The 26,207-nt window shown below is 42.1% G+C and carries 21 protein-coding genes; 10 read left to right on the plus strand and 11 right to left on the minus strand.

Annotated elements, in window-relative coordinates; all coding sequences use genetic code 11:
* Window positions 1-107 precede the first annotated feature (107 nt).
* From pheS to HLH18_RS07475, 3 genes are all read left to right on the plus strand, one after another.
* Window positions 108-1,088 (plus strand): phenylalanine--tRNA ligase subunit alpha, encoded by a 981-nt coding sequence (pheS, locus tag HLH18_RS07465; RefSeq protein WP_171546326.1) that lies wholly within the window; start codon window positions 108-110, stop codon window positions 1,086-1,088.
* 151 nt (window positions 1,089-1,239) lie between these two features.
* Window positions 1,240-3,621 carry a phenylalanine--tRNA ligase subunit beta gene (gene pheT, locus HLH18_RS07470; RefSeq protein WP_171546327.1) on the plus strand — a complete coding sequence of 794 codons (2,382 nt, stop codon included), beginning with the start codon at window positions 1,240-1,242 and terminating at the stop codon, window positions 3,619-3,621.
* Entirely contained in the window at window positions 3,618-3,914 is a 297-nt protein-coding gene (locus HLH18_RS07475) for an integration host factor subunit alpha (RefSeq protein ID WP_004649746.1), read from the plus strand. Before pheT ends, HLH18_RS07475 begins: the two co-directional genes overlap by 4 nt.
* 189 nt (window positions 3,915-4,103) lie before the next feature.
* On the opposite strand, the gene HLH18_RS07480 is transcribed toward HLH18_RS07475, so the two are convergent.
* From HLH18_RS07480 to trxA, 3 genes are all read right to left on the minus strand, one after another.
* On the minus strand, window positions 4,104-4,364 hold the full coding sequence (locus HLH18_RS07480; RefSeq protein WP_171546328.1) for a hypothetical protein: 261 nt from the start codon (window positions 4,362-4,364) through the stop codon (window positions 4,104-4,106).
* Window positions 4,365-4,784: 420 nt separating this feature from the next.
* Window positions 4,785-6,053, minus strand: a complete 1,269-nt coding sequence (rho, locus tag HLH18_RS07485) for a transcription termination factor Rho (RefSeq protein WP_131290267.1) — start codon at window positions 6,051-6,053, stop codon at window positions 4,785-4,787.
* A 329-nt stretch (window positions 6,054-6,382) separates the two neighbouring features.
* A complete protein-coding gene (gene trxA, locus HLH18_RS07490; protein ID WP_086175779.1) occupies window positions 6,383-6,709 on the minus strand; it encodes a thioredoxin in 327 nt (108 codons plus the stop codon).
* Window positions 6,710-6,967: 258 nt separating this feature from the next.
* Between trxA and ppx the strand changes: the two genes are divergently transcribed.
* Genes ppx through HLH18_RS07515 form a run of 5 tightly spaced genes read left to right on the plus strand, consistent with a single transcriptional unit; the run spans window position 6,968 to window position 12,105 of the window.
* Entirely contained in the window at window positions 6,968-8,488 is a 1,521-nt protein-coding gene (ppx, locus tag HLH18_RS07495; protein WP_131290264.1) for an exopolyphosphatase, read from the plus strand.
* A 50-nt stretch (window positions 8,489-8,538) separates the two neighbouring features.
* Window positions 8,539-9,363 (plus strand): acetyl-CoA carboxylase carboxyltransferase subunit alpha, encoded by an 825-nt coding sequence (locus tag HLH18_RS07500; protein ID WP_131267058.1) that lies wholly within the window; start codon window positions 8,539-8,541, stop codon window positions 9,361-9,363.
* Window positions 9,300-10,649, plus strand: a complete 1,350-nt coding sequence (gene tilS, locus HLH18_RS07505) for a tRNA lysidine(34) synthetase TilS (protein WP_171546329.1) — start codon at window positions 9,300-9,302, stop codon at window positions 10,647-10,649. The genes HLH18_RS07500 and tilS overlap by 64 nt, the downstream gene beginning before the upstream one ends.
* A gap of 28 nt (window positions 10,650-10,677) precedes the next feature.
* A complete protein-coding gene (proC, locus tag HLH18_RS07510) occupies window positions 10,678-11,508 on the plus strand; it encodes a pyrroline-5-carboxylate reductase (RefSeq protein WP_171546330.1) in 831 nt (276 codons plus the stop codon).
* A 27-nt stretch (window positions 11,509-11,535) separates the two neighbouring features.
* The gene (locus tag HLH18_RS07515) at window positions 11,536-12,105 is read left to right on the plus strand and encodes a YggT family protein (RefSeq protein ID WP_067721822.1); all 570 of its coding nucleotides are present in this window, start codon (window positions 11,536-11,538) and stop codon (window positions 12,103-12,105) included.
* A 242-nt stretch (window positions 12,106-12,347) separates the two neighbouring features.
* On the opposite strand, the gene polA is transcribed toward HLH18_RS07515, so the two are convergent.
* Entirely contained in the window at window positions 12,348-15,113 is a 2,766-nt protein-coding gene (gene polA / locus HLH18_RS07520) for a DNA polymerase I (protein WP_171546331.1), read from the minus strand.
* A gap of 163 nt (window positions 15,114-15,276) precedes the next feature.
* On the opposite strand from polA, the gene HLH18_RS07525 reads away from it, so the two are divergent.
* Window positions 15,277-17,970, plus strand: coding sequence for a DUF2339 domain-containing protein (locus tag HLH18_RS07525; RefSeq protein WP_171546332.1), 2,694 nt, complete (start codon window positions 15,277-15,279; stop codon window positions 17,968-17,970).
* 91 nt (window positions 17,971-18,061) lie between these two features.
* Here HLH18_RS07525 and HLH18_RS07530 read toward each other — a convergent pair whose 3' ends face one another.
* Window positions 18,062-18,988 (minus strand): mechanosensitive ion channel family protein, encoded by a 927-nt coding sequence (locus HLH18_RS07530; protein ID WP_171546333.1) that lies wholly within the window; start codon window positions 18,986-18,988, stop codon window positions 18,062-18,064.
* A gap of 8 nt (window positions 18,989-18,996) precedes the next feature.
* Window positions 18,997-19,818 carry a DUF432 domain-containing protein gene (locus HLH18_RS07535; RefSeq protein WP_171546334.1) on the minus strand — a complete coding sequence of 274 codons (822 nt, stop codon included), beginning with the start codon at window positions 19,816-19,818 and terminating at the stop codon, window positions 18,997-18,999.
* Between the two features lie 99 nt (window positions 19,819-19,917).
* On the opposite strand from HLH18_RS07535, the gene gspE reads away from it, so the two are divergent.
* A complete protein-coding gene (gene gspE / locus HLH18_RS07540) occupies window positions 19,918-21,405 on the plus strand; it encodes a type II secretion system ATPase GspE (protein ID WP_171546335.1) in 1,488 nt (495 codons plus the stop codon).
* A 430-nt stretch (window positions 21,406-21,835) separates the two neighbouring features.
* Here the strand turns inward: gspE and HLH18_RS07545 are convergent, their stop codons facing one another.
* From HLH18_RS07545 to HLH18_RS07565, 5 genes are all read right to left on the minus strand, one after another.
* Window positions 21,836-22,261, minus strand: a complete 426-nt coding sequence (locus tag HLH18_RS07545; RefSeq protein WP_171546336.1) for an organic hydroperoxide resistance protein — start codon at window positions 22,259-22,261, stop codon at window positions 21,836-21,838.
* 118 nt (window positions 22,262-22,379) lie between these two features.
* Entirely contained in the window at window positions 22,380-23,204 is an 825-nt protein-coding gene (locus tag HLH18_RS07550; RefSeq protein ID WP_171546337.1) for a carbon-nitrogen hydrolase family protein, read from the minus strand.
* Between the two features lie 23 nt (window positions 23,205-23,227).
* A complete protein-coding gene (gigB, locus tag HLH18_RS07555) occupies window positions 23,228-23,746 on the minus strand; it encodes an anti-anti-sigma factor GigB (RefSeq protein WP_171546338.1) in 519 nt (172 codons plus the stop codon).
* 113 nt (window positions 23,747-23,859) lie between these two features.
* Window positions 23,860-24,828 carry an RsbU family protein phosphatase GigA gene (gene gigA, locus HLH18_RS07560; protein ID WP_131290227.1) on the minus strand — a complete coding sequence of 323 codons (969 nt, stop codon included), beginning with the start codon at window positions 24,826-24,828 and terminating at the stop codon, window positions 23,860-23,862.
* Between the two features lie 110 nt (window positions 24,829-24,938).
* The gene (locus HLH18_RS07565; RefSeq protein ID WP_171546339.1) at window positions 24,939-25,892 is read right to left on the minus strand and encodes an MlaA family lipoprotein; all 954 of its coding nucleotides are present in this window, start codon (window positions 25,890-25,892) and stop codon (window positions 24,939-24,941) included.
* Window positions 25,893-26,207 lie beyond the last annotated feature (315 nt).

Genomic DNA, 26,207 nt, shown 5'->3' on the forward strand with positions numbered 1-26,207 from the left:
TGGATGCCAATCTAATTTTCCTCTACAGGGAACTTCATCAATCCGTTCAAAAACTGTTAGAATATGGGGTTTTATTATATTTTTAAATTGTTGCTTTGAGAGTTACTATGTCACTGGAAGCCCTGACCACTGAAGCGCTCGCTGCGATTGCAGCAGCTCAAGACCTTGCTACACTCGATCAAGTACGAGTGCAATTTACAGGGAAGAAAAGCCAGCTCGCGGAACAATCGAAGGCACTCGGTAAAATGGACCCTGAAGAACGTAAAGTTTTTGGGGCGAAAATTCACGCTGTACGTGAAGCCATTACGGGTGCATTAACGACACGCCAGGCGGAATTACAAAAAGCTGCACTAGAACAAAAACTTGCTAGCGAAATGATCGACATTACCTTGCCAGGTCGTGGTCAAAGCGTGGGGAGTATCCACCCGGTGACTCAAGTGCAAGAACGTATTTGCCAATTCTTTACCAAAGCAGGTTTTACGGTTGCGACAGGTCCTGAAGTTGAAGATGATTATCACAACTTTGAAGCATTGAATATTCCGGGTCATCACCCGGCACGTGCCATGCATGACACGTTCTATTTTGATGTGAGCCATTTATTGCGTACGCATACTTCAGGTGTGCAGATCCGTACCATGGAAACTCAACAACCGCCGATTCGCATTGTCTGCCCGGGCCGTGTCTATCGCTGTGACTCGGATCAAACCCATTCGCCAATGTTCCACCAAATTGAAGGCTTATACATTGCCGAAAATACCAGCTTCGCAGAACTGAAAGGTTTGTTGATTAACTTGCTGAACGAATTCTTTGAAAAAGATTTAACCGTACGTTTCCGTCCATCTTACTTCCCATTCACTGAGCCAAGTGCCGAAGTGGATATCATGGATGAACGCGGTCGTTGGTTAGAAGTTCTAGGTTGCGGTATGGTGCATCCGAACGTGCTTCAAGCAGCGGGCATCGATCCTGAAAAATATAAAGGTTTTGCTTTTGGTCTGGGTGTAGAACGCTTTGCAATGCTTCGCTACGGTGTGAATGACTTGCGTATGTTCTTCCAAAATGATGTGCGTTTCTTACGCCAATTTGCTTAATGGTTTAAATACAGATTTAACAATTTAAAGGTTTATAGAAATCCCCCTAAATCCCCCTTTAAGAAAGGGGGACTTCCACAGTCAAAATAGAGTGTGTGGCTTTCCCCTCTTTTTAAAAGAGGGGTTAGGGGAGATTAAGGAAATTGAATTTATGAAAATTAGCGAAAATTGGTTACGCACCTGGGTCAATCCAGCCATTGATAGTGAAAAACTGTCTGATCAATTGACTATGCTTGGTCTGGAAGTGGATGAGTTGGCTCCAGCGGCTAAACCATTTACAGGTGTGGTTGTAGGTGAAGTTCTGACTATAGAACAACATCCGGATGCTGACCGTTTACGTGTAACCACAGTAAACATTGGATCAGGTGAGCCTTTACAAATTGTATGTGGTGCGCCAAATGTACGCGCAGGTATGAAAGCGCCAGTGGCAACGATTGGTGCAGTATTGCCGGGCGATTTTAAAATCAAAAAAGGCAAGCTTCGTGGTATTGAATCACAAGGTATGCTTTGCGGTGCTTCTGAAATTGATCTTGAAGATAAAATTGATGGCCTGTTAGAGCTTCCAGCGGATGCACCTGTAGGCGTGAACATCCGTGAATACTTAGACCTTGATGACAACGTTATTGATATCAGTATCACGCCAAATCGTGGTGACTGTTTCAGTATCCGTGGTATTGCCCGTGAAATGGGGGTGATCAACCAACTTCAAGTCACTGCACCTGAAATCAAGGAAGTGGCTGCGACCATTTCTGAAGAGAAAAAAGTTGTTGTCGATACTGAAGGTTGTCCACGTTACCTAGGTCGTGTCATTAAAAACGTCAATACCAAAGCTGTGACACCGGTATGGATGGAGCGTGCACTTGCTCGTTCTGGTATCCGTCAGCACAGCATTTTGGTCGATATTACCAATTATGTTCTGATTGAACTTGGTCAGCCTCTACACGCATTTGATGGCGGTAAAGTTCAAGGTTCAGTTCATGTTCGTCAGGCAACAGCTGCCGAAAAATTGGTATTGTTAAACGAACAAGAAGTTGAATTGACTGAAGATGTGATGGTGATTGCAGATGATGCAAAAGCCTTGGCGATTGCCGGCATCATGGGCGGTCTATCTTCATCAGTCACCGATGAAACCACTGAAATCTTCCTGGAATCTGCTTTCTTCGCTCCTTTGCACATTGCTGGCCGTGCACGTCGTTATGGTTTACATACCGATGCATCGCAGCGTTATGAACGTGGTGTAGATTTTGAATTGCCATTAATCGCAATGAACCGTGCATCTCAATTAATTGCTGATCTTGCCGGTGGTGAGTTTGGTCCGATTACTGTTGCAGAAAAGGTTGAACTTTTACCAACACGTGATGCGATTGAACTGAATCAAGCTCAAGTGGATCAACTGTTGGGTTACGCCGTAGAAAGTGACTTTATTACTGATGCGTTACAACGTCTCGGTTGTATCGTAACGGTAAAAGCACAAGGCGAGTGGAGCGTTGTTCCTCCTTCACACCGTTATGACATGGCCATTTATCAAGACCTGATTGAAGAAGTTGCCCGTATTCACGGTTATGACAATATTCAAATCAGCCTGCCTGTGATCGATGTGAAATTAGCAAAACATCAAGATCAGTTTGAATTGGCTCAACTTCGTCAAACATTGGTAACTTTAGGTTATCAAGAAGCGATTAGCTTTAGCTTTGCCGATGCCAAACTTGAAAAACAATTGAATCCTGCAGTTAATCCATTGATGTTGGCAAATCCGATCTCAAGTGAATTGGCTGCGATGCGTTCGACTTTGTTATCCAGTTTGATTCCATGTGTGCAGTACAATATTAACCGTCAACAAAGCCGCGTACGTTTCTTTGAACTCGGTTTACGTTTTGATTATCAAGATGCAAAAAGCATTCATGATCTGAAACAAATACCGACTTTGGCTTTAATCGCTGTGGGTGCTAAAACCGCTGAATCTTGGCATGGTAAAGCACAGCCGATGGATTTCTTTGACTTGAAAGGTGAAGTTGAGGAAATTTTGACAGCAGGACGTGTTAAAGTCGAATATGTACGTTCAGAGCGTAGCTGGTTACATCCTGGACAATCGGCTGAAATTCTGGTTGATGGTCAGTCGATCGGTTACCTGGGGCGCTTACATCCGTCTTTGGAAGATGAACTCGATTTGGGTATGACTTGGGTTGCTGAACTGGACCAAAAGGCTGTTTTGCAAACTTATGTATCTAATTTTACAGAATTATCACGTTTTCCATCAGTAAGACGTGATATTGCGCTTTTAATTAATGATAAGATTAATGTTAGCGAAATTCAGGGACTTATCGAAAAAATGGGTGGAGAGATGCTAGACTCGACATGGTTATTCGATGTGTACACTGGACAAGGAGTAGAAGAAGGGAAACGCTCACTGGCATTTGCACTTCTCTGGCAGCATCCAAACCGTACATTGGAAGATGCTGAAATTAAATCAGGTATGGATAATATCCTTCAAGTGTTGGAAAACACTTACCAAGCGACATTGAGGGCTTCATGACAGCACTAACAAAAGCAGAAATGGCTGATCATTTAAGTGAGCTCACGAGTTTAAACCGTCGTGAAGCAAAACAAATGGTCGAGTTGTTCTTCGATGAGATTAGCCAAGCGCTAATCTCAGGCGAGCAAGTAAAACTTTCGGGGTTCGGTAACTTTGAGTTGCGTGATAAACGTCAACGTCCAGGTCGAAACCCGAAAACGGGTGAAGAAATTCCAATTTCTGCACGCCGTGTAGTCACATTCCGTGCAGGGCAGAAATTCCGCCAGCGCGTAGGAAATGAGCAGATCGATTGATCTGCTTTTTTTATTTTAAAATTTGCGAAACTCTATCACTTGAGTGAGAGGGGGTAGGTTGTCGGCTATGACTGGAAGTAAAGTTGTAGCTGAACATAAGATTGAATAATTTTTATTTTACTGATCTTTATTTTAGCCATAAAAAAAGAGAGCCAAAGGCTCTCTTTTTTTACTTAATAATCGTAAAGATTATTGAGCTTTAGCAGCAGAAGCAGCATCAGTTGCAGCAGCAGCAGCATCAACAGCTACAGAAGCAGCAGCTTCAGCAGCAGAAGCAGGAGCAGCTTCAACAGTAGCAGCAGAAGCAGCAGCTTCAGCTTCAGATGCAGCAGCTACAGCTTCAGAAGCAGCAGCTTCAGCAGCAGGAGCTTCTTCAGTTTTTTTAGCACAACCAACGAAAGCTAAAGTAGTAGCAACTGCAGCAGCAATAGCGATTTTTTTGAATAACATGGCATCACTCTCTAAAATATGAGATTAAAAAAAACCTATGTTAGCCTGTTGAGTGCTTTTATTCTTCCTAATATTTGTTAGGCAGTAACAATGCAAAGGCAGTCTAACTGGTCTGCAAATATGCTATCACTGCATCTTTTGAATTACTACTAGGGAGCGAGCAAAAAATGCAAAAAATGATGAGAAATGAGCAATTTATTAACAGAAAATAACAATCAAGTAGAGGGTTTATATTGGATAATTACTAAATAACTTGCTAAAAACTATGGTTTTTTTTGTATGAATATTTTAACAATCATAAGCTTGCATAAAAGTTTACAAAGAAAAAGGTCAATTGTAGCGTTATGTAAGTGAAGTCAACCAAATAAAAAGGCTATCGTTATAGATAGCCTTTTATACATAAAATAATAATGAATCGAATTAGCTGGTTGCTTTACGTTTCATTTGATCGAAGAAATCATCATTGGTTTTGGTTTCTTTCATGCGGTCAAGCAAGAATTCCATTGCCGCCAATTCATCCATCGGGTGAAGCAGCTTACGCAGAATCCAAACTTTACGTAAGTTATCTTCACTCATGAGACGTTCTTCACGACGTGTGCCTGATTTCTTGATATTCATGGCAGGGAATACGCGTTTTTCAGAAATACGGCGATCAAGGGTAATTTCCTGGTTACCGGTACCTTTGAATTCTTCGTAGATCACGTCATCCATCTTGCTGCCTGTTTCAATTAAGGCAGTAGAAATGATTGTCAGTGAACCACCTTCTTCAATATTACGTGCTGCACCGAAGAAGCGTTTTGGACGTTCAAGTGCATGTGCATCCAAACCACCGGTAAGTACCTTGCCTGATGAAGGAATAACCGTGTTATATGCACGTGCCAAACGAGTAATTGAGTCAAGCAAAATCACCACGTCTTTCTTGTGTTCGACCAAACGTTTTGCTTTTTCGATGACCATCTCAGCGACTTGTACGTGACGAGCAGGTGCTTCATCAAATGTTGATGCAACGACTTCACCACGAACTGTACGTTCCATTTCAGTTACTTCTTCTGGACGTTCGTCAATGAGAAGAACGATCAGGAACACTTCAGGGTTGTTACGTACAATCGACTGCGCGATATTTTGCAACAACATTGTTTTACCGGCTTTAGGCGGTGCAACAATAATTGAACGTTGACCTTTACCAATTGGAGCCACCAAGTCAACCACACGTGCAGTTAAATCTTCCGTGGTACCGTTACCCAGTTCCATCACCAATTGTTCCGTTGGGAACAATGGGGTTAAGTTTTCGAATAGGATTTTGTTACGTGAGTTTTCAGGCGTGTCGTAGTTAATTTGATTAACTTTTAATAGAGCAAAATAGCGTTCGCCTTCTTTCGGTGGGCGAATCGTACCTGTGATGGTGTCACCTGTACGTAGGTTAAAGCGACGAATTTGAGATGGGCTGACATAAATGTCATCAGGACCTGCAAGATATGAACCTGCTGCAGAGCGGAGGAAACCAAAACCATCAGATAGAATTTCTAGAACACCATCACCAAAAATCTCTTCGCCATTCATTGCATGGCGCTTTAAGATGGCAAAAATGATGTCTTGCTTACGGTTACGAGCCATTCCTTCGAGGCCCATAAACTCGGCAATCTTGATGAGTTCGCCAATCGGTTTTTTCTTGAGTTCAGTTAAATTCATAGGTGGTCAGATAGAATCAAAATTCTGGAATACAGATGAGGAAAGGGAGCAACATTCAGCCGCGTGCACGCAATAAAAGTAACGTAATTGTATTTGCACAATAACAATTCAGAGGTCTGATTCATTGTTTCGAAGAAAAAAGTGTAAAAACAATTTCTGTTGCCGAGCGGCGATCTTATGTGTTGTGTCTTGTAAGAAAATTGCGGATTGAAAATCCTTTATTCCTTGAACATGCAATATAAGAGAGAATACAAGTTTTGTCAATTTATAGACGAAAAAAATACGCTATCCGGAGATAGCGTATTTGATTAAATTGTACTGTTTTTGAATTAGATGTTTTCTTCAATAAATGCAGTCAATTTAGATTTTGGTGCTGCGCCTACTTGCTGAGCGACTACTTCACCATTTTTAAACATCAAAAGTGCAGGAATGTTACGGATGTTGTAATTCACGGCAGTTGCTTCACAAGCAGTCACGTCAACTTTAACAACTTTAACTTTGCCTTCGAATTCTGTAGAGAGTACTTCTAATACAGGTGCAATGGCTTTACATGGTGCACACCAACCTGCCCAGAAATCAACTAGTACAGGAACGTCAGATTGTAAAACGTCAGCTTCGAAGTTTGCATCAGTTGTGTTTACGATATTGCCAGACATGGATATGCTCCAGATAAAATTTTAAGATAGTTCTATATCTATAAGTATTACATAGCCTCGTTTAACTATGTAGTGGGATATGTAGATTTTCAAACATTATATTGAGTTTGTCTAATTGATGCTCACGATATTGATAATCGTGTCATGCAATTGTCAATTATAAAAACATAAAAACTGATTCATTTGAGCTGATAAATGGCTTTTAAATTGGATGCATGTGAATTACTCTAAGCATAATTCTTATAGGTTCGTTGAATAATGTCTGATTTTTTGATTGATGAAGAGTTACTTGCTGCCATCGATATGGGGTCGAACAGTTTTCATCTTGCTATTGCACGTGTAGATCATGGCGAAGTAAAGAAAGTTGCTTCAATGTCAGAAAAAGTACAATTGGCTGCTGGTCTGGATGAAAATAAAAACCTGACTGAAGCTGCACAGCAACGGGGGTTGGCTTGTTTGGCACGCTTTGTCGGACGCTTAAGTTCAGTACAGGCGAACCGGATGCGAATTGTAGCGACCAATGCTTTACGTCAAGCCAAGAATGGTCATGAATTTATTCAAAAGGCTGCGGAAATTTTACCTAAACCGATTGAAATCATTGCCGGTCGTGAAGAAGCGCGTCTGATTTATTTGGGTGTCTCTCATACCATGGCCAATAGTGGTCGTCGTCTGGTGATTGACATTGGTGGTGGTTCAACTGAACTCATTATTGGTGAAGAATTCGAGCCAATTCATACCGAATCTTTGCAAATGGGCTGTGTAGCATTTACTAAAGCTTATTTTAGTGAAGGTGAAATTAATCAGAAAAGTTTTGATAAAGCAGTCGTTGCTGCACGTAAAGAACTTTCAGGTATTGCCAACACTTATAAAACAGCGGGTTGGGATACGGTTGTCGGTTCAAGCGGCACCATTAAAGCCTGTCGTCAAATTACTGTCAATATGGGCTGGAGCGATGAGAAGGAGAACTTGACTCGCGAAGGTCTGGAAAAACTCAAAGAAAAATTACTCAAATTTAAGCATATCTCTGAAGTTGATTTTGATGGTTTAAAAGAAGACCGTCGAGCAGTTTTGCCAGCAGGGGTTGCCATTTTATATGCTGTGTTCGACGTACTAGAGTTGAACAAGCTGGTGTATTCCGATGGGGCATTACGCGAAGGGGTGATGTATGACTTGCTGGGTCGTTTCCAGCATGAAGATATTCGTGACCGAAGTGTACAAGCTTTAATGGGACGCTATAACGCAGATCCAAAACAGGCTGAACGGGTGGTGAAATCTGCACAGTATTTATTTGATGGTGTCGCTAAGGTGCTGAATTTAAACAGTGAAGACAGTGATTTATTACGTCGTGCAGCCTATTTACATGAAATAGGCTTGGCGATTAGTCATGCGGGTTATCACCGTCATGGGGCGTATTTATTACAACATTCAGATATTGCCGGCTTCTCGCAAATTGACCAAAACCACCTTTCACACTTAGTTGCACATCATCGTCGCAAGTTACGCAGTGACGGCCGAGTGGATGTGATGAAGGTGGGCGGTAGCAAATTAGTTTACCTAAGTCTATTGCTTCGTTTAGCTGTTTTACTAAATCATAGTCGTAGCGATGAGATGCTTCCTGCCATTGAATTAAGTGTCGACAATGAGCAACAATGGCAATTAAGCGTTTCTGGCGATGCCAAACAATGGCCTTTGCTTGTAGCAGACTTGCACGATGAACAGGTGCAGTTCAAGCATTGGGATATTGAATTGAATATTCAGTCGGAACAATTTATCTATTAACAAGTTACTGGTTAACAAGCTATTGTTAGTTTTGGGATAATGGTCGACCTATGAAAAATAAAGCTGCTCAATCTAAGGCATGGACAACGGTTCAAATTGCACGTCATCCGGAACGTCCGCAATTTTTGGATTATGTTGGTGAAATCTTCACTGAATTCGATGCTCTACATGGTGATCGGTTGTTTGGTGATGATGGTGCAATGATCGGTGGCTTGGCACGTTTTAATGGTCAGCCAGTCATGATTGTTGGGCAACACCGTGGTCGTAGCACGCGTGAAAAATTGCAACATAACTTCGGTATGAGTAATCCTGAAGGCTATCGCAAATCACAGCGTTTGCTTGATATGGCTGAGCGATTTAATCTGCCAGTATTTACTTTTATCGATACCATGGGTGCATATCCAGGTGTGGGTGCAGAAGAACGTGGTCAGGCAGAAGCGATTGCCACCAGCCTTGCGCAACTTTCAAGCTTGAAAGTACCTGTGATTGCAACAGTATTGGGTGAGGGCGGTTCTGGTGGTGCACTGGGTATTGGTGTAGCAGATCGTGTGGTGATGCTCTCTCACAGTATTTATTCAGTGATTTCACCTGAAGGTTGTGCATCCATTTTGTGGAAAACAGCAGAAAAAGCGGAACAAGCCAGTGAAGCATTGGCATTGACTGCTGAAAAACTACAAAAAATGGGTATTGTGGAATATGTAGTGGATGAAGGTGAAGGCGCACATTTGCAGCCTGAACAAGTCATGCAAGCTCTTAAAGATGTGTTACAACAGGCTTTAGAAGAATTGCAATCGATGGATGCGAATGAAAGATGCGAAGCACGTTACCAGCGTTTAATGAAGTTTGGCAGCGACAATTTAGGTCTGGCGTCTTAAATCAAATCCAGTGCTTTCCTTCAGAGAGCACTTTTTTAATTGGATGTAGTGGCGGCATGGATTCCATGCTGCTGCTGCATTTAATGTCTTATTTATATCCTGAAAAAATCCGTGCCATCTATATAGATCACCAGTTGCAAGCAATGAGTGCAGATTGGGGACAGTTTGTATCTGATCAATGTGCTGCGCTGAATGTTCTTTGTGTTGTAGAAACAGTCAAGGTGCAAGCCGGCAACTTGGAACATCAGGCACGTAGCGCACGTTATCAAGCCTATTCAAAACATTTAAAATCCAATGAAATTTTAGTTCTGGCACATCATCAGCAAGATCAAGCGGAAACTTTAATGTTGCGTTTGCTCTCCGGTGCAGGCGTGCATGGTTTAGCTGCCATGAAACAGGTTGATGTTCGTGAGCAATTCACGATTTGGCGACCACTGCTGGATCTCTCACGTGAGCAGATTTGCCAATGGGCAATACAACTCAATGTGCAAAATATTGAAGATCCCACTAATTTAGATACCTATTATGATCGTGCCTGGTGCCGTCATGAATTGTGGTCAGTGTTGCAAAACCGTTATCCTAAAATGCAACAGGCACTCAGTCGCACCAGCTATTTAATGCAAGATGCTGACGAAATTCTGCAAGAAGTATTACAACAAGATTTAGCACTTTGCGGATCAACAACAAAAATTGATTTAAAAAAATTATCCCAATTATCAAACGCGCGTCAAAGACAACTGTTATCCGCCTGGATGAAAGGGACGGATACCTATCGACCTAGTTTTGAAATGGTGGAACGCTTGTTGCATGAAGTGATTGAATCCAAGTCGGATTCACAGGCAGCATTGCACTGGAACCAATATTATTATGTGCGTTATCAGCAAAAACTTTATCGTTTAAGTCCTGAAGAATATCTGGCTGAAAAAAATCAAAGCCATATTCCCGAACAAACCGTCTGTCTGGAACTAGGTCAAAAAGTGAATGTCCTTTCAGGAGAGTATCTTGCTGAAACTGCAAAAACTGGATTGTCAGCGTCATTGTTAGGTAAAGAATTGAATCTGGTGATGCGCCAAGGCGGAGAAAAAATTCATTTGTATGGACGAGTGGGGGCTTGGCCGTTAAAAAAAGCCATTCAGGAAGCACAAATTTTTCCTTGGCAGCGTTATAGAATTCAAATATTAAGCATAGATAATGTTATGCTTGGTGTTTTTACACCGAAAGGGTTTTGGTTAGCTCAATCTGAATATTGTGAATTCGGTGGTTGGCAACCAAATTTGATCTCTTAGTTAAAAAATTCTAATTCGAGTATGATTCATGAATGCAGCTTTAAATTGTAATATTTGTTTTATTGGTGGCGGTAATATGGCTCAAGCCTTGATTGGCGGACTTATTTCGCGTGGTTTGCCGCCAACACGTATTACAGTTTCTGATCCGGTCGAAAAAGTCCGTCTTTTATTAGAAGAAAAAGATGTGCATGTCACCGATGACAATATTGCTGCTATTCGTGATGCCGATATCGTACTTTTTGCGGTGAAGCCACAAGTGTTGGCCAGCGTATTAAAACCCCTTAAAGGTTTGTTCAATGGCAAATTGGTGATGTCGATTGTTGCAGGGGCAGAAATTGCGACCATCGCAAATCTGTTAGACACCGATCGAATTGTTCGTGTCATGCCGAACACGCCTGCTTTGGTACAAACCGGGGCACATGGTTTGTATGCAAATGACGCGGTGAATGCAAAAGACCGTGAGCTTGCAAGCCAGGTTTTAGCAGCAACCGGTTTAACCCTTTGGGTGAATTCAGAAGCACAGATTGATGCAGTGACTGCCGTGTCTGGTTCTGGTCCAGCATATTTCTTTTATATGATGGAAAGCATGATTCGTGCAGGGAAAAACTTGGGCTTGGATGAGAAAGTGGCGACAGCCCTGACTTTACAAACGGCTTTAGGTGCTGCACAAATGGCAATCACCAGTGCAAACACACCTGCTGAGTTACGTAAAAATGTGACCTCTCCAAACGGTACAACACAGGCTGCACTCGAAGTATTTGATCGTGCACAAATCTCTCAAAATATTCAGGCCGCTTTGGCTGCAGCTCAAAAGCGCAGTCAAGAACTTGCTCAAGAGCTAAGTGAAAGTAGCAAATAACTCGTTTTTATTTAGGAAAGTTCCAGTATGGGTGCAAACTCTGCGCTAATTTTTGGCATTATCATTAACGTAGCGATTTTGCTCGTGTTCTTCCGTTTTCTCATGCAGTTGGCAGCGGTGAATGCTTATAATCCAGTGGTCATGTCTACGGTAAAAGCCACGAAAATCGTTGATGTTTTTGGTCGTATTTTTCCCACTGTGGCAAAAGGTCGTGTCAATTTAGCGGCTTTGGCATTGGTGGTACTGTTATATTTGCTCAAGATTTTTGGGGTGATGTACCTTTCAGGTGCCATGCCGAATAGCCCTGTGCATTTGGTGATTTTGACTTTTGTCACCATGATTCAGGACTTGATCCGTTTCTGCCGTTATTTGATTTTTGCGACGATTATTTTAAGTTGGGTAGTGATGTTTACACAGTCGCGCTCACCTTATATTGAAGTAATTCAAGAACTGGCAGAACCATTATTGGCACCATTCCGTCGTATTTTGCCGAATATGGGGATGATTGATTTATCTCCAATCATTGCATTTTTGACTTTGTATATTGCTGAAATCATCATGAATCAAGTGGCGATTGTGCTTTTGACAGGGCTTTAAAATTTGCTCAATAAAAAAGGACTCGATGGAGTCCTTTTTTATGGTCTGTTGAAATGCTCTATGATTTATGAAAATAGGGAATAGATCGGGGATTTATGGGAGAGTATTGACAGGTGCTCTCCCTCCGGGAGATGAGCAGCACGGCTACGCAAGAGAGGGGCTTTCAAACTTAACCTCTCCCTTGCAGACTCGAAATTTCGAGAATCTTCATCTCCTAAAAGGAGAAGGAACTCTCTACTTCTTTAATGCGCCTCATCCCAATTCATGCCTTTACCCACTTCCACAATCAATGGAACTGAAAGTTTAACCACTGATTGCATCACTTCAGCCAGTTTAGGTGCCAGTTCATCGGCAATGTCGGCATCGACTTCAAATACCAATTCATCGTGTACTTGTAACAGCATTTTGGCTTGATCTTTCGGTAACATTTTATCGACTTCAATCATCGCCATTTTAATGATGTCGGCTGCACTGCCTTGTAGCGGTGCATTGATTGCAGCACGTTCAGCGCCTTTACGGACCATCATGTTTCGTGCGTCGATATCCGGTGTATAAAGGCGACGACCTAAAATCGTTTCAACAAAACCTTGTTCCAAAGCCACCTGACGCGTACGTTGCATATACTCGTAAATGCCCGGATAGCGATGGAAATATTGCTTGATATAGTCTTGCGATTCTTGGCGGGTAAAGCCCAGTTGACGAATCAAACCAAATTCCGACATACCATATAGAAGCCCAAAGTTGACGGCTTTGGCTTGACGACGTTGATCATTAGTTACGTCTTCAAGCGCAATCCCCAAAACTTCAGCCGCAGTACGGCGATGCACGTCTTGACCATGCTTAAAGGCATCGACCAAGGCTTCATCCTGGGAAAGATGGGCCATTAAACGCAATTCAATTTGTGAATAATCGGCTGCAAGCAAGACCCGACCCTCAGGTGCAATAAAAGCTTTACGAATCTGACGGCCAATTTCTTCACGAATTGGAATGTTTTGTAAGTTAGGATCAGTCGATGACAAACGACCTGTTGCCGTTAAAGCCTGATGATAGCTGGTATGTACACGTCCGCTGTCATTGTTGGCCTGTTTTTGTAGACCATCGGTATAGGTGCTTTTCAGTTTGGAAAGACCACGGTATTGCAAAATTAAATCGGTAATCGGATGGTCGATTTTTTCCAGAATACTTTCACTGGTGCTGTATTGACCGGTGGAGGTTTTTTTGCCACCTTTCAGTCCCAGTTTATCAAACAGGATTTCACCGACCTGTTTCGGCGAGCTGACATTAAACGGCTGACCGGCCAATTCGATAATCTGGTTTTCCAGATTTTGGATAGTATTCGAAAAATCGACACTCAACTGATCTAAAAATTTCAGATCCAGTTCAATGCCGTTTTCTTCCATAATGGTCAGCACACGCGCTACCGGCATTTCAATATTGTGCAAAATATTGTTCAGCTCAGGAATGGTCTGCAACTTTTTCGACAAGACTTCGTAGAGACGATAGGTCACATGCGCATCTTCAGCAGCATAATGCGCGGCAGTTTCAATCTCGATCTGGTTAAAGGTTTTTTGTTTAACCCCTTTGCCGGCAATTTGTTCAAAGGTGGTGGTCAAATGACTCAAATATAAACGCGCAACATCATCCATGCCGTGACGGGTCGCCACAGAATTTAAAACATATGAAGCCAGCATGGTATCGAAATACCAGCCTTGTAATTCAATGCCGTGATTTTGCAAAATGTGTGCATCATATTTTAAATGATGTCCAATTTTTTGTATTGAATCATCTTCTAAAATCGGTTTGATTTGCGCAAGGATGGTTTCACGATTCAGCTGTTCCGGTGCATCTTCATAGTCGTGTGCCAGTGGAATGTAATAGGCATCATTAGCATCAAAAGCCAGTGAAAAGCCGACCATTTCAGCAACACGATAATCCAGACTGGTGGTTTCAGTGTCAAAGGCAAAACGTTTGGCGCTGTTTAAGCGCTGGAAAAGCTGCTCCCAGTCTGCTTGAGTTAAAATGGTATGATAATTGGCTTTGCCAAGTTGATCATCTACACTGGTGATATCTGCCTGATCTTCAGTTTCAATGACGACTTCTGAGTGCGCAGTTTTTTCAATCACTTTAGAGGTTTGTTTATAAACTGAATTATTCGGATTGTTTGGATGATCCAAAGACTGTAACTGGTTACGGAATTCAAGTTCGGTATACAGGCGACGCAGTTCTTCGACATTGGGATCAAGAAGTTTAAGATCTTCATAAGTGAGGCCCATATCAAGGTCGCAAACAATACTGGCTAATTGATGATCCAGAGTAATGCCTTCAACATTGTCTTTAATGTTTTGACCGACTTTACCTTTGATTTGATCGACATTTTCTAAAATGCCACCAATTGAACCGTATTCAGTCAAAAGTTTAGCAGCCGTTTTAGCGCCCACGCCCGGTACGCCACGGATGCCATCCGAGGCATCGCCCATCAGGGTTAAATAATCGATAATTTGATTCGGCCAAACCCCGAATTTTTCAAACACGCCATCGACATCCATCGGCTTATCTTTAAAGCTGTCTTCCAGGGTCACTTTGTCGGTGACCAACTGCGCCATGTCTTTATCGCCAGTCGAGATCAGCACTTGATAGCCTTTGGCTTCTGCACGTTTAGCCAAGGTACCAATCACGTCATCCGCCTCAGCACCTGGAAGGGTATACAAAGGAATACCCAAAGCACGGATCAGGTTGTGAAGATAGGGAATCTGCTGAGACAGTTCATCCGGCATACTTGGACGGTCACCCTTATAAATGGGTGAAAGCTGATGACGGAACGTCGGCTCAGGCGTATCAAAAATCACTGCCATATGCGTTGGCTGAATACGGCGCATCAACTTTTGAATTGCAGAAATGGCACCACGAATTGCGTTGGTCTGTAAACCAGTCGAAGTGGTTAGTGGTGGCAGTGCATGATATGCACGAAATAAAAAATATGAGCCATCGACCAAAACAAATGGTGGCATTGAAAGATTCCTAATTCAAATATCGGCCTTATTGTACGTGATTTTGCCCATGAACATAGACACATCATTCAAGATGCGTGTTACCGAATATCTGATGAATGCTTAAAAATCAAGGTCACAGCTGTTGTATCATCGAATCAATCAGGATTGAGATAAAGAAAAAATGAGGAAAGGACAGGGCGAAATCCGGATGATTTGGCTGATGGTACTGATTATTGTCGGCGTGGGGTCCTGGTTTTTGGATGTACGCATCTTCACCTATTTATGTGGTTTAGCCTTTGTCATGAGCCTGATGCAATATGTCGATGCTATTCAGACACCGGTAGTTAAAATTGCTGCAGAAACAAATCTTTCAGTTCAAGAAAGCTCTAAAGTTCCTTTATATCTTTGTTCAATTGTTGCTCTTGTCGGTGGTGCAATGGAGTGGCATTTTGTCGTGGGACTGGGCATCACGGCGTGGATTTTTTTCTTTCTGAGGTGGTTGCGCCGTTTAGAAGGTTTATTGAACCAGATTCAAACGCAATTGCCGCACACTCAAACACTGGCTTCTTCTGTTGTTGAAAATCCACCGTCTCAGCCTCATGAAACTCAGCCTGCATCATCGTCATCGGAATTGATTGAACAGTTAAAGCAGTGGATTTTTCAAGGTAATCCGGTTTTAAAAGTGGCAATATTGGTGTTGGTGATTGGCATCGTATTATTACTGCGTTTTGCTACCGAACATTGGCAACTCAGTCTGGCATTGAAGCTGGCGATTGTTGCCAGTGTTAGTGCTGCAGTGACCGGACTCGGTTACTGGTTGCAGACTAAAAACCGCAGTTTTGCACTGGCTTTAGAAGGTCTGGGTTTGGCGGCATTATTTTTGACCCTATTCTTTGCTTATTACAATGCCGTGATTCTTACTCTAGGTATGGCTGCATTGTGTTTTGCCGTCATTATGAGCGTGACACTCGCGCTAAGCTTAAAACAACAATCCATTGAACTGGCACTGATGGCGCTGATCATTGCTTATATTGCACCATTTACCCTACCAGTTCGTAATGCCACCGCCATTGAACTGATTGCCTATTATGTGGTGATCAATCTTGCCGTTGCGATCTTAAGTACTTTACGCCCCTGGAAAATCCTCAATCAAATTGCCTTTTTAATGACGGTGATTGTCGGGGGAGGCTATGCCTTTTATCAGGGTGAAGAACAAGAACGCAATACTTTAACGTTGTTGGTTATTATCCATACTGCCATATTTGTATGGTTGAGTTTTCGTTTTAGCCAGCTTATTGCCAAAGATGATCTTACCCAATTCAAACTCAAACCTGCTTTAGATATTGCCCTGATTTTTGGTGCACCGATTGTCGGTTATATTTTTATTTATTTAATGTATTTCGATGAAATGCTGCGACAAGCCGGTGCAAGTCTGGCGTTTGCAGCCGTTTATGCAGGTTTGTATCAACTGTCGAAACGCAATCAGGCAGTGCAGCTAATTTCACAAAGCTATTTTAGTTTAATGCTGATTTTTCTGGCGCTGATTCCACCGATTCTTTTACACAAACAATGGAGTGTCATTGGCTGGGCAGTGGAAGGGCTGGTTATTTTTACTTATGCCTTGTATCGCAAGTCGGAGATCAGTCGTTATCTTGCAATGGGCTTATTGATTGTTGCCGGATTATCCAGTTTGTATTACTTGGTGGAGTTGAATGAATTTCCACGAGAGATGTATTGGGGGCTATGCCTAAGCTATTTTGCCGTGGTCTTGGTCGCTAATAGCCGAGAATCTTTTAGAAATCAGCTGACCAATTCAACCATCGCTTTTCACTGTTTGCAGATGCTGTCTGCAACCACGATGTTGATTGTGCTGTTGCTGGATGAAATTGACAGTCCTCACCAGCTTGTGATGAGTCTGTTGATTGTTAGTGGATTATATCTATTGATGAATGAGATCATGTTACGTTGCAAAGCCACGTGGTCGTGGTTATTTCCGAAATGGCTCGGTTTAATTCCAGTCTTTGTATTTGCCCTGATTATTGTGATTGATCAGAGTAAGCAGGGGGTTATTGTTTGGTTATCTATGTTTGATCGCATTGGTTTTGCACTCTCTGGCTTGATGCTGACTGTATTATGGCTGCGTCCGATGTTAGGTGTGCGGACTGAAAAAGAGTGGGTCAGTTTTGGGACGCTAAGCAGTCTTGCCATGACCAGTTTAACTTTGTTTCCGAGCATGCCTTATATCAGTGTGGTGATCTTACCTTTGTTTTTCTGTGCCTGGTGTTATTGGCAAGTGGATAATCCTGACTGGAAAATGTTCTGGCAAGCACGAAGTAGTTTGCTGTTGATGGCGACATGGATTGTCTGTTCGCAACTTTTTACTCAACAGGCTTTCCAAAGCTATTTTCTACCGATTATTAATCCATTTGATCTGGTCAGTATCGCCATGCTGGCGTGCTTTATCTGGATGCTGTCATTGCAGGTTAAATCGGGCTTAGATAAAGGCATCGTGGCAGTACTTATGGTACTCAGTCTGCTTTGGCTCAGCAGTTATATTGTGCTACGCGCATTACACATGTATTTGGGCACGCCGTTTAATGAACTGGCTGTATGGGAAGATGGCACGGTGCAACTCAGTTTGACTTTGCTGTGGGTCAGTTTGGCCTTTATGACCATGAGCTTCGCTAGTCGAAAACAATTGCGTTCAGTCTGGATTCTAGGTGGCAGTATTCTGGTGATTGTGACCTTGAAGTTGGTGCTGTTTGATTTATCGCATATCGGGACTATAACCCGCGTTATTTCATTCCTGGGTGCAGGTTTTGTGATGTTGGTGATTGCGTATATTGCACCGATTCCTGAAGTGGAAAAAATTTAACATTTTACCTCTCCCTAACCCTCTCCTAATAGGAGAGGGAATTGTTTCCTTCTCCCTTTGGGAGAAGGTTAGGATGAGGGGTTTATCAAAACTATTTCAACCCCGCCTCACGCTTCACTTCTTTGGCATTCGTGTACTGATCAATATCTTCTTCATTTAAAGGCTGAACATTCGCAGGTCGATCGACAAAGCCCATTTTCGGCACAGGAATTTCAATCTGATTGTCCAAGAAACCATTACGAATGCGTTCCTGCATTTCGTCACGAACTTTTAAAAAGTTTTCACGATCACACCAAATCGCAAATAACAGTTCAATGGATGATTCACGGAAGGCGGTGACGGTAACGGCAGGTTTTGGGTCAGCCAGAACCAGGGGATATTTATTGGCAACATCGAGCAACACTTCACGGACTTTAATGATGTCTTCATGAAAGTTGATGGCTAGAGTAATTGGAATACGCCGAATGGGGAACTTGGACAGATTATAGACGGGTGCACGAATCAGTTGTTCATTCGGAACTCGAACATAGACATTGTCCTGAGTCAGCAGTTTGACCGAGAGCAAGTCAATCGAAATCACTTCACCCTCAATGGTATGTCCGCGAATCAGGGTCATTTGCACGGTATCGCCAATTTCAAAAGAACCTTCACCAATCAGGAACAAGCCACTGATTAAGTTGGAGGCAGAAGTTTGTGAAGCAAAACCTAAGGCTACGGTTAGAATACCGGCAGCACCTAAAAATACACTCAGTTTAAAGCCGGCTTCTTTAAGGCTTGCCATCACAAAAATCAGGAAGATGAAATAGAAAATACCGCGTCGCCAGACTAGACTCTGGTGTGCATTAAAACGTGAGCCAATGGTGCGAATAAAGGCGTTCGAGACAAAGCGGGCAATCAGGAAGCCAATCAGTGATAAGATCACGGCCACTAAAATTTCAGTGAGGCGTTCCGTATTGATATTGGTAAAAATGCCTTTGACGCTTTGGGTAATTTCTTTCGGAATATTTGAATCTGCCATATTACCCCCTAGAAAAATGAATCAAACATATTAAACAAAGCACTGGCTGGAGCACGTGGCGGATGCAGATACATCACTTCACCTGCATGGGGCGGGGTACGGTTTTCAATCCGAATTCGAGGCGGTCGATCCGAACCTTCATGCAAGACTTTAATTTGTGAAGTCCATAACCGTCCGGTGCTTTCACTATAAAATAGGGGAAGTGCAGAAACAGGTACATTCATCCGGTCAAAACGTAATTGTTGATGACTGGTATTGTGAAATTCAATCGGGGTGACAGCGCGAAAAGCCCGTGGTTTTAACTGATGCAATTCAGTCCGACCATCGACCGAAGTGGCATAGCAAATCTCCCCAGTGCGATGATTCGGTCCAAACCAGGTGTCTTTAGGCAGAATGACTGGAATATCAAATAGTGGATCTTTTTGTCCTTCGACAAAACCGGCAATCCATAAGGGGGTACTGATATACAGCGTCCCACGTTGTCCGGCAGGAATATAAATCGGATCAACCGGTTTGATCACCACGGAACGATCAGCCAAACGCGGCATAAGCTGCAACTTGTTTTGCGTTGACTTGAACATATAGCGTTCTACTTTGACCGGTTGTGGAAAACCAAAATTGGGATCTTCAATTTCATGCCACTTTTGTTCATAGTCGTACTGAACTTGAGGGCGATGGTATTCCATGCGCCATTCCTGCAGACCACGGGTAAGGCGAAATAACAGTGAACCAAATTGCCATGCTTTGGGCTGATTCAATTCAAAAGTGTGTTCACCCCACCATTTTAAATTCGGGTGCTCTGGTTCGATCAATTCATTGCTTTTAGACAACGGCACATTTCCTTTATTGCTTAATCAGTAAAAACAGACTTCACGCTGTCTTATGCTTAGAGTACACTCAAATCAATTTATTCATCATTATAAACTTTGATGCAACTACTTAAACAATTACAAATACCCTATAGTTTTGCCAAGCGTCATGGCGTATTGCTTCGATACGAGGGTGATCAGGCCTTTATTGTACGTCGTGAAAATACCCCATTGCTGGCGATACAAGAAGCCCGTCGATATTTGGGTCATCCTGCACAGCATCAATTATGTAGCGAACAAGAATTTCATCAATTGCTCAGTTCAAGCTTTGCCGGAGATACTGGCGAATCACAACAAGTGGCTGCAGGTCTGGAAGATCATCCCGATTTACTTAGTTTGGCAGATTCGGTGCCTGAAGCTGAAGACTTAATGGATCAGGAAGATGACGCCCCGATTGTGCGACTGATTAATGCACTTTTGTCTGAAGCGATTCGCGTCGGTGCATCCGATATTCATATTGAATCTTTTGAAAAAAAATTATCCGTACGCTTACGTGTCGATGGTCAGCTACGCGAAATTGTTCAGCCGCGCCGTGAATTGGCACCGTTGTTGGTGTCGCGGATCAAAGTCATGGCCAAACTGGATATTGCTGAAAAGCGCGTTCCGCAAGATGGCCGTATTTCCTTACGTCTTGCCGGACGTGAAGTAGATGTCCGTGTATCGACTTTGCCATCGTCGCATGGTGAACGTGTGGTGATGCGTTTGCTCGACAAGCAAGCTGGACGTCTCAATATGACCCATTTGGGTTTGATGCAGCCCGACTATGAGCGCTTAACCCATCTGGTACATCGTCCACACGGCATTATTTTGGTCACCGGACCCACCGGTTCAGGTAAAACGACCACTTTGTATGCGGCATTGTCAGACCTCAATGATGGTTCAAAAAATATTTTAACGGCAGAAGATCCGATTGAATATCAGCTGGAAGGGATTGGGCAAACTCAGGTCAATACCAAAGTGGATATGACTTTTGCCCGTGCTTTAAAAGCCATGTTACGACAAGATCCGGATGTGGTAATGGTCGGTGAGATTCGTGATCTGGAAACTGCCGAAATTGCGGTTCAGGCATCGCTTACAGGTCACTTGGTTCTATCTACCCTACATACCAATACCGCAATTGGTGCTGTCACCCGTTTAAAAGATATGGGCATTGAACCATTCCTGCTGGCCAGTTCTCTGATTGGAGTGATTGCGCAGCGCCTAGTACGAACTTTATGCCCACGCTGTGCTACATGGCATGAGGCGGATACTTTTGAAACCGAAATTTTCAAGCATTTACAAATCGATACTGCTCTAAAATTACCGCAACCGAAAGGCTGTGATCATTGTTCACATACCGGTTTTATGGGACGTACTGCTATTTATGAAATTGTCCCTGTCGATGATCAAATGCGCCGTCTGATCCATGGCAATGCTGCGGAATATGAGCTGGAAAGCTATGCGCGTAAACAGTCGGGTTCCATCCGCGATGATGGTTTGCGTAAGGTGTTGGCAGGCAAAACCACTTTAGAAGAAGTCCTTCGTGTCACCAATGAAGCAGCGGACTAAAACCAAGTTCTGTTTACTATTTATGATTTGATAAATTGCCGAACTTAACAAAGTTCGGCAATTTTTTTCATCAGTTGAGCGCGAAATGGGGCAGTCGGATGACTACGATTAGCTAAGCTTCATTTTCATAAAAATTTTACCCAGTTCAAATCATCTCTAAAGTAAAAATATCTTAGATTTTGAGCCTTTTATATCTGTTAATGATGCTGTTAAGATTTTTTCTGAGCAAAGTATTTATTAATAAAATTCGTTAAATTTAAGATGGTTTTGGTAATCTCTGGATGGCTAGATTTACTTGGGGGATTTGCCTGGCTTTTCTGATTGAATCAGATCAGTAGGTATAGCTCATGTCGATGAGAGAGTTGAGAAATGATTAATAGACTCTATCCTCAAATGACCTGATTCATTTTAGGATAGATTTAGATTCTAGTTAGGTAATCGTATTTAACGTCACATTAATATTGCCACGTGTTGCATTTGAATAAGGGCAAACAATATTCGCAGCATCCACCAATTTTTGTGCTTCGGCCTGATCCATACCTTCCAGATGAATATTCAGTGTTACTTCAATCCCAAAGCCCGTCGGGATGGGACCAATCCTAACTTCGCCTTCGATATAGGCATCTTTAGCGATATTTAATTTATCGCGGTTGGCGACAAATTTCATCGCACCAAGGAAACATGCTGAATAACCGGCTGCAAAAAGTTGTTCCGGATTGGTACCACCACCCGCACCACCCATTTCTTTAGGTACGGCTAATTGGACATCCAAAATTCCATAGGATGAAATGGCTCGCCCATCACGTCCGCCGGTTGCTTTCGCTTTTGCTGTATAGACTGCTTTTTCTAAAGGCATTTTTATGATCCCTGAAATTTTGATATGAGCGGTTATCGTGTGGGATTTTGATGAAAGAATAAGCAGTGATTTTGTAATTTTTATAAAGCAGAAATTTCAAGTTTAAAGCTAAATTGAATTAGAAATTAATAATTTTACGGTGCTGAATTAAAGGCATAGATGCACGAATAGCCTCTTGTTCAGTAAGGTCAAAAGGAACAGAAATTAAACTTGCACCTTCGCTATCAATGATATCTAAAATTTGACCACGACTATTGCTTGCACCGGCATGTCCCCAAGTTTGACGCTTTTCACCATGCCAGCCTTGTTGAGCTGCGCCTAAGACATGACATTGGCTATCGATCGCACGTGCTTGCAACAGTAACTGCCAATGCATTTGACCTGTGGTGTAGGTAAATGCCGCGGGTGCAGTAAGGATATTTGCACCTTGACTACGTAAAGTGAGCGCCAGTTCAGGAAAACGTAAGTCATAGCAGACCATCAGGCCAATATTACCGAAGGGTGTTTTTGCAACAACGACATCTGTTCCCGGTTCAAAGAATTTAGACTCCTGATATCCGCCGACAGCATCACCCACTTGTACATCAAACAAATGAATTTTGTCATAACGCGCTTCAGTACCTTCTGGACTAATACATAAACTCACCGTACGTACACGACCATCAGTAATAACAGAGCCATCTGGACGGAACGGGCATGGGAGAGTGCCTGCTACAATCCAGATTTGATATTGATGGGCAAGTTTTTCCAAGCGCTGTTGAATGGCTTCGAATTGCGCTGCCGTCTCGCGTTGTTTTCCACCCGCAAAACAGACAAAGTTTTCAGGGAAAACAATCAGCTCTGCACCATCTGCTTTACTTTGTTGTATCAATGACTCGATCACGATGAAATTGGCTTCAATATCATCTTGGGAATTCATTTGTACAACAGAGAGTAAAGTCATGTGATGGCTCTAAATAATAATTTTTATACGTTTTGTTGAGACACTTGTTCTAAGGTGTCTTGTTCTTTTTGTAATTGTTTAACCAAAGGCTCAAACATATTTTGGTTACTTTCATTCAACTTCATCAGTGTTTTATGGGCATCTAAAACAGTGGTTAACATTGCGTTATGAGTAATGTGATCTTCAATTAATTCGCGGGTACATACTTTTGGATCACCGCAGTAATTTAAGATCACAAAAACCTGACCCAAGCCCATGCTATTGGCCAAGGTGGTAATATCTGGATTGGTGGATAACATAACTGCCTGAATTTGGTGAGTCTGTTTCAGCTTTAAACCAAGCTTGGCAAGTACACCTAAAACAGTGCTGTCAATAAATGTAGTTTGGGTTAAATCTACGATTGCCCCAACGACATTTGATTGCTGTTCAATTTTACTAAGGAGTTTGTCTAGACTGATACAAGATTGGGCACGCACTTCGCCAATAAGCTTAAAAATATGCGTTCCATTCAAGCTTGCATATTCAACATGACCTGTTGACATATAAATGCCATTTGCAGAGAAGGATCCTAAAATTATCACATAGGGCTACTACAGACTCAAGTGCTCAAGAGTCGTATATCGCTTAGTTGAAAGTTAACGTATTGATTATATGATTAATTCATTCTACGTAAACTTAGGATTGCAATATCGTCTGCAACATGTTCAGGGGCTTGGAAGGATTGATTCTGTAAATGGAAGACTAATTTTTCAAATTGTTCATTCAGACCACCATCGTAAGGTTCAAGTGCACCATCTGAACAAATAATAAACCGGGCCTGACGATTCAACACACATTCAAATTCTTCAACTTCAAGATCTTCAGTGAGTCCTAGAGGGAAACTGCTGGTATTTAAAATGCGCGGTGGTTGGTTCGGTTCAAAGATAATTGCAGGTGGGTAATGTCCGGCACTGGACCAACGTAGCTGATGCGTTTCTAAATTTAAAACCCCGGCAATCATCGTAATATGTTTTTCGATATTCTCTTGAACCAGCATCCCGTTGAGCTTTTTAATTAACTCGCGCGGTGTTTTAGAGCGACCATGAAAGGCAGCCATCCAAGAGGTTAATAAACTACTGGTTACCCCATGCCCAGAAACATCAGCCAGATAAAACATAATTTCTTTATCGCTGATTTTCCAGTAATCGTACCAATCACCTGATAGGTATGCAGAAGGTTGAAACAAGGTTTCAACTTTATAATTCATCAGTTCAATCGGATTAGGAAGTAGGCATTGTTGCAAATGTGCTGCTGAGGGAAGGTCGCGACTATCTTGATTACGTTTATATTGCGCATCAATTTTGAGTAATGAGGCTTCGGGATCGCTGGGTAATTTGTTCCAGATCCAACCAGCTAAAGCACCCAGCTCCCAGGCTTGGGCTAAAGCTGTGCCTTCATTTTCAAAAGCCAGCACAATCGTGGGGAGTGACCATTGATAAGTCAGATAGTCTTGTACATCTGCAATCGCTAAAATTGTGGGATCATACAAATCAATATCATCTATGTGAATCATTTGCACACTTGGAAGTGTGCTTAGAACCTCATCTAAATAAGGAATATTGCGAGTCGGTTGAATGAAATACATAAAGAAATTGTATAATCCTTAAGGTAATAACGTATAGCTGTACTATAACAAGCTAATGATCAGCAAAGAAAGATACTCTGCTGATCATATTTTTAATCAATGGCAAAGACTTATTTAGTGGTTGTGTCTACATCATCATTTTGCATTTCATCTGGGTTGTTATTTTGATTATCTTCTGGCACGTCATCTTCAGTGCTATCGAGATTATCTTCAATGAATAGGCTTTCAGATTCTAGCCCTTTTTTTTCTGCAATTGCGAAATTTTTACGTTGCAAGTAAATATCACGAATTGCAGCATATTTATCACCTTGCAACACATCTTCTATATCTAAAAGTTGTGAGCGGGCATCAATGCCACCTAAAGCTTGGTCAGCCCAGTAAATTCCGTCATGATCTTCCAGAAGGTATTTTTGTGGGCGGGCTTGACTGTCTACTAGGGTACCCAATCCATCACGAAATGTACTTGGACCGAAAACGGGTAACACTAAATATGCCCCAGAAGGGATACCGTAATAGCCTAATGTGGTACCAAAATTTTCTTCTTCAGCAGTTAATCCCATACGTCGAGCTGGATCTACAAAACCTAAAGTAGTGATGGTATTAATCGTAAATCGTCCTAAAGATTCTGCAGCTCGAAGAGGACGACCTTGAATGAGCTGATTTACCACATTCCAAGGTTCGCCCAAGTTTTTGCGAAACTGACGATACGACCCACGTACATCAGTGGGTACTTTTTCCTTATACTGAACGGCCAAAGGGCGGGCCACATGACGATCCAAAACATCATTAAAAGCAAAGATCTGTCTATTCAAGGGTTGCAAGGGATCTTTTTGACTTTCAGGTTGGGTTGCATTTGCATTTACTTTTAAATCTTTCGCTTTAATATTTTTTAATTCTTTCAATGCTTCAAGACGAGGGTTTTGAGCCGTTTGGATTTTTTTTGTGGAAGCTTCTACGTTTTTAGTTGCAGTAGATTCAGAATTTTCTATCGCATCATTTGCGAATACAGGGGAAGTAAGTCCAAAAGAGAAAAGGCAAACCCAAACATAATGAAAGTGACGCATAAAAAATCCTAGAGCTTTATCGTAAGCTGGTGCTTAAAGCTAAAAATACCTAATTAAGTATATTAACAGTTCTTTGAGAGATGGTATTAAAACAAATTTGATCAAAATATGTAGGAAAAAAGATAAAATGATTAAAAAATACCCGTATGGTGAGTAAAGTTGAAAAAAGGGGTTGCATGGTAAAATAAATCCCCTATAATGCACATCCATCGGCGGTGATGTTGATTAAAACTTGTTGAGAAACAAGGATTTAGCCTGAGTGGTGTGAATCTGGAAGTCTTGAATAAGTTTAAAAATAATCAATAAAACCTGTTG

The organism is Acinetobacter sp. ANC 5414, assembly GCF_013004295.1.
Classification (GTDB): Bacteria; Pseudomonadota; Gammaproteobacteria; order Pseudomonadales; family Moraxellaceae; genus Acinetobacter.